The 6,235-nt window shown below is 35.8% G+C and carries 7 protein-coding genes and 1 pseudogene; 5 read left to right on the forward strand and 3 right to left on the reverse strand.

The features are described from left to right. From B1A98_RS19635 to B1A98_RS20265, 3 genes are all read left to right on the forward strand, one after another. On the forward strand, window positions 1-827 hold an 827-nt coding region (locus B1A98_RS19635; RefSeq protein WP_087903798.1), incomplete at its 5' end, for an IS3 family transposase. A 48-nt stretch (window positions 828-875) separates the two neighbouring features. Continuing rightward, on the forward strand, window positions 876-1,331 hold the full coding sequence (locus tag B1A98_RS19640; protein ID WP_063385342.1) for a hypothetical protein: 456 nt from the start codon (window positions 876-878) through the stop codon (window positions 1,329-1,331). A gap of 15 nt (window positions 1,332-1,346) precedes the next feature. Further along, window positions 1,347-1,667: a hypothetical protein gene (locus B1A98_RS20265; protein ID WP_125474372.1), complete on the forward strand. Its 321-nt coding sequence runs from the start codon at window positions 1,347-1,349 to the stop codon at window positions 1,665-1,667. A gap of 1,647 nt (window positions 1,668-3,314) precedes the next feature. Here B1A98_RS20265 and B1A98_RS19650 read toward each other — a convergent pair. The 3 genes and pseudogenes from B1A98_RS19650 to B1A98_RS21045 all read right to left on the reverse strand — a co-directional run bounded on the left by B1A98_RS19650 (window position 3,315) and on the right by B1A98_RS21045 (window position 4,255). Then, the gene (locus tag B1A98_RS19650) at window positions 3,315-3,590 is read right to left on the reverse strand and encodes a hypothetical protein (RefSeq protein ID WP_063385340.1); all 276 of its coding nucleotides are present in this window, start codon (window positions 3,588-3,590) and stop codon (window positions 3,315-3,317) included. Between the two features lie 23 nt (window positions 3,591-3,613). Next, window positions 3,614-3,997 (reverse strand): annotated as a pseudogene (locus B1A98_RS19655) (DDE-type integrase/transposase/recombinase); the annotation flags it as partial. A gap of 15 nt (window positions 3,998-4,012) precedes the next feature. After that, window positions 4,013-4,255, reverse strand: a complete 243-nt coding sequence (locus B1A98_RS21045) for an IS3 family transposase (protein ID WP_082821779.1) — start codon at window positions 4,253-4,255, stop codon at window positions 4,013-4,015. A gap of 572 nt (window positions 4,256-4,827) precedes the next feature. Here B1A98_RS21045 and B1A98_RS19665 point away from each other — a divergent pair. Beyond that, window positions 4,828-5,976, forward strand: coding sequence for an endospore germination permease (locus B1A98_RS19665; protein WP_240492485.1), 1,149 nt, complete (start codon window positions 4,828-4,830; stop codon window positions 5,974-5,976). Then, on the forward strand, window positions 5,976-6,158 hold the full coding sequence (locus tag B1A98_RS19670) for a hypothetical protein (protein ID WP_063385338.1): 183 nt from the start codon (window positions 5,976-5,978) through the stop codon (window positions 6,156-6,158). The genes B1A98_RS19665 and B1A98_RS19670 overlap by 1 nt, the downstream gene beginning before the upstream one ends. The last annotated feature ends 77 nt before the right edge of the window (window positions 6,159-6,235 follow it).

Below are 6,235 nucleotides of genomic sequence, written 5' to 3' on the forward strand. Positions count from 1 at the left end.
CTATCCAGAAAATGTGCGAAGTACTGGCCGTGCCAAGAAGCAGCTACTATGATTCCCTTGAAAAAACAACTTCAAAGCGTGCAATAGAAAACCGGGAACTCACGAAGGAAATCCGACGGATTCACCTGGAAAGTAAGGCTCGTTATGGCGCTCCAAAAATTCATAAAACCTTATTAAACAGAGGGTTTTTCCTAAGCCTAAAGCGCGTCCAGCGCCTAATGAAAAAGGCCGGCATCCGTTCGATTATCAAGAAGAAGTATCGTCCCTATCCCTCAAAGGAAAAGGTCGTGCAGCTGGACAACCTTTTAAAGCGAGACTTCTCTACCTGCACAATCAATGAAAAATGGGTGGCGGATATTACCTATATCCCTACGGTAAGAGATGGCTGGTGCTATTTGGCCTCTGTATTGGATCTGCATTCGAAAAAAATCGTTGGCTATTCTTTTTCTCGTTCTATGACATCCGACTTGGTGATCGAAGCACTTCAAAATGCCTGTTTTTCTCAAAAGCCCCGAAAGGGCTTAATTCTTCATACCGATCTTGGCTCACAATATACCAGCAGTGAATTTACTCAGCATGTTCAAAAACAAGGAATCAAGCAATCTTTCAGCCAGAAAGGCTGTCCTTATGATAATGCCTGTATAGAGTCATTTCACGCTATATTAAAGAAAGAAGAAGTTTATCATACGCAATATACAGACTATCTAGCTGCAAAGTTAGCCATATTTCAATGTACAGAAGACTGGTATAACCGAAAGAGAATTCACAGTATTATTGGCTATCAAATACCTCAAGCTATGGAGGATCAAGTTAGAAGAAAAGCTTAAGACTTAACTTTTTTGTGTCCAAATTATTGACTCAAATCCAGTCTATATATGGGATACTTAGTCCACATCAAAAATAAAAAAGCTTTTAATAAATTATACAACTCCTTTTGCGATCATTTTCTTATTACTCAAAAAGGAGAGACTTATGTTCAGTGGGATTTTAATGATAAAACCAACACTAATGCGCTAATTGATGACGTTCGGATTATAACAGCACTCCAAGAAGCAGCCCAGATTTTTAGAGAACCGAAATATGAACAACTGGCTGAAAACATACAAAAAACAATATTACACAAACAAAAAAATAAAGGTTATTATGTCGACTTTTATGACTGGTCGCTGGAAAAGCCATCAACAAGAGTTACCTTAAGTTATTTGACTCCTGATTTTATTTCTCTTTTTCCGGATATCGAGCAATCGAAGCAATTACTGATCCTTTTAAATGATGATAAAAACATTTTCTTTCCAGAGTATTTTGATATTGAAAAAGAAATCTATGTATAAAATAAAAAGATCCATATGATTGACCAGTTGTTAATTGCCGTTAATCGAAAAAATATTGGATATGACTCAGATCAATTAAATAAATGGCTTTTAAAAGAATGGAAAGATAAGCACAAAATTTTTGGTCAATATGACCGTCGTTCTCTACAACCCGTTGTCTCTTATGAGTCACTATCTGTGTACTATTATTTACAAGCTTATTTGAATCAAATTGGAGAACAAGAGATAGCCAAGGAAGTTATTGATCGAACTAAACAGTTAGAGAATAATTTGATTCGTCATAACGCCCACTTTTTTGATTATATTCATTATCAGTATCAGTATCTTTTTTCTTAACCATAAAAGCTGCTTAACAGTCAAGGGACTACTTAGCTTTTTGCACACTTTTTTATTTCTTGAATAGACTGTGTTAGATAAAAAACTCCAAGTCCCTTTACGTAGAATGTCTTGAATATCTATAGCCAGGCAAATGCCTATCCTCTTTGTACACTTTTTCTGAATGGTGCCTCCTATGAAATGTACAAAGACGTTTGCATAATCAGGAGTTTTCCTGGCTTTTTTTGTATGCTTTTTTCTGTAATTGGGTACAATGATAAAAGAAAGGTTTGGTAATCTACCTCCAAGTGTATGATTTATTCGACGACCGGGATTTTTCCTGGTCTTTTTTGTATACCATATATATCGTTTGGATATACTGTCTATAATCAAGGTCCTTTCATACCACCTGACTATACAAAAACATACACCTTGATTGGCTGGGCGAAAGCCTGGCTTTTTCTTTTTAAAGCTCTACTTCTACTTTAAGTTTCATTGGTATTTCTTGAGCGATCATTATGTCTCTTTTACCGATTGCGACCAAATCCTTTACTATCTCTTTAGCTGGGTATAAACGCTAGAATAAAATGGCTCTTACGCTTTTTAGTAAAAACCCATCTCTACTCCTTCGCCAACGACAATTATTTTTTTATATAACTTATGAGTCGGCTAAAGTTCGAATTCTTAAAGGAGAAAACTTTACTTGTCCATACATCATTCGCTTGATCATTTTTAAATGATTCACATGGCCTTCAGTGATACCATTGCTCTATGATCTTCTCCTTCACCACCTATGTTCATAATGCATTTTCGTTTTGAGAGCTTCTTTCTAAACCAAGCTAAAAGAGAGATACAATCTTTTTTGTTAACGTGTCACGATAATCTTAGATAGTAGAATAAAGGCTGTCTAATTGTGGATAAAGTTGACAGTACTTTTGTAAAAGTTTCTTTTCTTCTTCAGAAAGGTCAACAGTGAGCTTCCGCAACCAGGAACTTAACTTCTTCTGCGCAAGATGAAAAGTTTTCTTGTGCAAGTGCTTCTTTCCACTTTTATGTTCTTCTCTCGCTTTGGAAGAGGCTCACGTATCATTCAATGAAAACTTTGATCAGACAGGCTACATTTTCGAAAAACCACTGTCTTGTCAGGATAAGAAGCTGAATCAGCTATCCGCTAATGGAGAGATCTTATACTTTTCGAGTATACCAGCTGTGAGGCTGGGAATTGTGGGCTACACATTGGGGGCAAGGGGCGAAAGCACCGTTGCTTTTTACAATTAATAACAGAGCATTATTAACAGATGAACGATGGATAGACTCCAAGCAAGGATCAGGAAAAGCCTAGAAAGAGTTTCTATATAATGGAACAAGGATAATAGTTGATTAGTAGTTGTATGAAGAGTCTGTATGTCAGAACTTTATGTTTCACAGAAAAAAGACAAAACAAAGAGGCATCACTCAGCCTCGGTAGGTTCCGTAAAGGAACGTCTACTGGTCATGTCCCTTTCATTTTTTCTTGGTAAGCCGGTTTGTAAAATATCACTTGACGTTCTACCCGCTTCTGCCCTATGTTTACGAACTGGAAGACCGCTTAGCGGGGTAAGCATAAATCACATTTTGATTGAAAGGTTGCATCAAATGATTCAGCACGGATCACAGAGAAGTATTTTCTCAAAGCAACCAATTGTTTTTCCAAGGTATTCTTTTTACCTTCCCCTCTAACATGGAGATATACAAATAATCAAGCAGAACGTCCAGAGATTCTTCTTGAGCTGCTTTCAAGCAATAGTCCGTAAAATTTTTGATTTCACTTTTATAACCGCTTGGTATTTCCTTACTTTTTCCTCCATGTGTTTTTCTCTTTCCAGGTGCCTTCTCCGATTTTTCAAAATCCTCTTTAAAAACAATCTTTCCATAGTTAGTCATTTTTTTCGTTATCCAAAACATTCTAATTACTCCCTCTTATGATACTATAACTTACGATAATGATGATTATAGTAATGAATATAGATATCCAATTCTTTTTCAAAATGCTCTATACTTTCAAACTCTTGCAGGTAAAACAACTCCGACTTTAATAAGCCAAAGAAATTCTCCATGACCGCGTTGTCCAAACAATTCCCCTTGCAAGACATGCTTTGCGTGATACTATGCTCCTCTAATGTATTCTGATACCTGTTCATTTGGTAATGTGAGCCTTGATCTTCCGATTTTAATCGCTTTACTGCTTGTTTTAACATGTCGTCTACAAGCTGATAAACAGGTCGCTTCATCACCTTATAGGTAATGATCTCGCCATTGCATAAATCTAGGATGTACGATAAATAACGCTTCTCTCCAAATAAATGAAATTCGGTGACATCGGTTACCTATTTTTGATGCATATTTTTTCTTGAAAATCGTGCTGAATGACGTTTGAGGCAATGCACCCAACTCTTCCTTTGTAAGAGCAGTATTTTTTTCAATCGAACCAGGCATTTTAAGTCCATTTCATTCATTAGGCGGTTAATGGTCTTAGGGTTGTGGGAAAATCCGCGTTTCTCTAATTCTTTTATGATACGATGATACCCATAACGCCCTTTATGTCGATAATGAATGGATTGGATCGCTATCTTTACTGAAGAATATTTATCCTTTCGACTTCAACAACTTTGATCAGGGACACAACAGAATAAATCACCTTTAGTTCAAAAATTACTTGCGCTTTGATTTTGGATGGAATTTTTCCTTTTTCGCTTTCTTTTTCATGGATGTTTGTCCTTTTTCTTAGAAATGAGAGCATAGAATTCGCCGGCTAGAAAATTTACTTGCCATGTTCGCACTAATTATAAAAAGAAATACTAAAGATAACCGCTGTATCGTAAAAGGACGTGCCCGTTTCAATCGTATAATTAAGTACATCCATTTTAAATCCTGCAGAGTAGCTTGTTTAGGATTTTTTAAATCCTTCTTCTTGTATCTAAAAGAAATGAATCCCTCCTTGAATCGTTGGATAAAATACTTTTTGAAGCTCCACATAACTATATTTATCCTCAAGTACAGACGATCCTCAATAGTAAATGAGTCATAAAAAGCCCTAAATCGTTAGATTTGGTGTCTAACAATTTAGCAATAGTTCAGTTTTTATAGACTTTCTTTACTCTAAAGCACAGACTTCTTCTATTTTTATATAAATTCAAGTGTTGTGTATAATTCTTACACTTTTGAGAATACTATAGCTATTCCAAATAGTTTGCGGGTGGTTCTCATAAATAAATCAGATACTATTACTCCCATTCAATTAATTTTATTATCAATGACAGCTATAGGTTTAAAAAATCATGTGTTTGCTATTTCTCCGTTAGTAGAGGTTTCAGGGCGCGATGCATGGCTAGCAGTATTGTTTACATTACTATTAGTGCTACTCTGGATTCCTTTATTGCTCTATATCCAAAACCAAACTAATCGACAACCACTATTAGTTTGGTTATCAAGCATCATTGGCTCTGTACCTACTAAGATCATAGCAATTACTTTTATTTGTTACTTAATTTTGATGTCCAGCATTTCCTTACGGGAAACAACGATTTGGACAAATATTGCTTATTTGCCGACTACGCCTCCTGTAATTCTAGCTATAGCATTTCTTGGAGCATGCTGTTTAATGGTTAAGGCAAATTTGCGCGCTTTAAATATGCTGAATGTATTTCTTTTATTTTTTATTGTTATTCTAGGCTTCTTCGTAGCTATCACTAATATTCAGCATAAAAACTTTTATTTACTGCTGCCAGTTTTGGAGAATGGTTATAAACCCGTTTTTGACGGGATGATTTACCAGGCTTCCGGGATGACAGAGTTGTTTGTATTCCTTCTATTGCAACATAAAGTTAATGTTCCACTTCGTTTTCGGCATTTTTTTGCAGCTGCTTTAATTTTGACTCTTTTAACCATGGGACCTCTTATCGGAGCTATTATCGAATTTGGACCCACGGAAGCATCTTTGCAAAGGTTTCCACCGTTTGAGCAATGGACACTTGTCTCTATCGGCAGGTTTATTGAACACCTTGACTTTCTATCTATTTATCAATGGTTAGCAGGTGTTTTCATCCGGCTTTGTTTATTACTGCTACTGATTAAGGATTTATTTACACTAAATACCACAATAAATTGGATATTATTTTTCACATCAACTGCAATAGTGATATTAACGCTAAGTCCAATTGCTGACTTTCAATTTCATTATTTATTAAAAACTTATTTACTGCCAGCCACCTTTTGGTTTTTCTTTAGTTCTTCAATTTTCCTAACTATTGTGGCAGTAATCCAATCAATCAGAAAAAGGAGGGCTGCCTAATGAAATTTAAGAAGTTATCTTTCAAAAAAGTCCAAAAGTTAAAAACAGCAACCAAGAAAAGTAAGAGAGAAAAAAATTCTTCCGTTAATGAACAAGCTTTGCGGAAAGCATTCGCAGATTGCTCTGATGTAGTTTTTTCTTCTCTGAAATTTCAGCAACATGTTGTGGATTGTCAACACTAAATCAGACAACTTTTTTAAGGGACGCCCGTTTGTATTCAATCGGGCTTAAATAGCCTAGCGTCCCATGAATTCGCAGC

Origin of the sequence: Pseudobacillus badius, from assembly GCF_002189605.1 — a bacterium.
Lineage (GTDB): Bacteria > Bacillota > Bacilli > Bacillales > Domibacillaceae > Pseudobacillus > Pseudobacillus badius.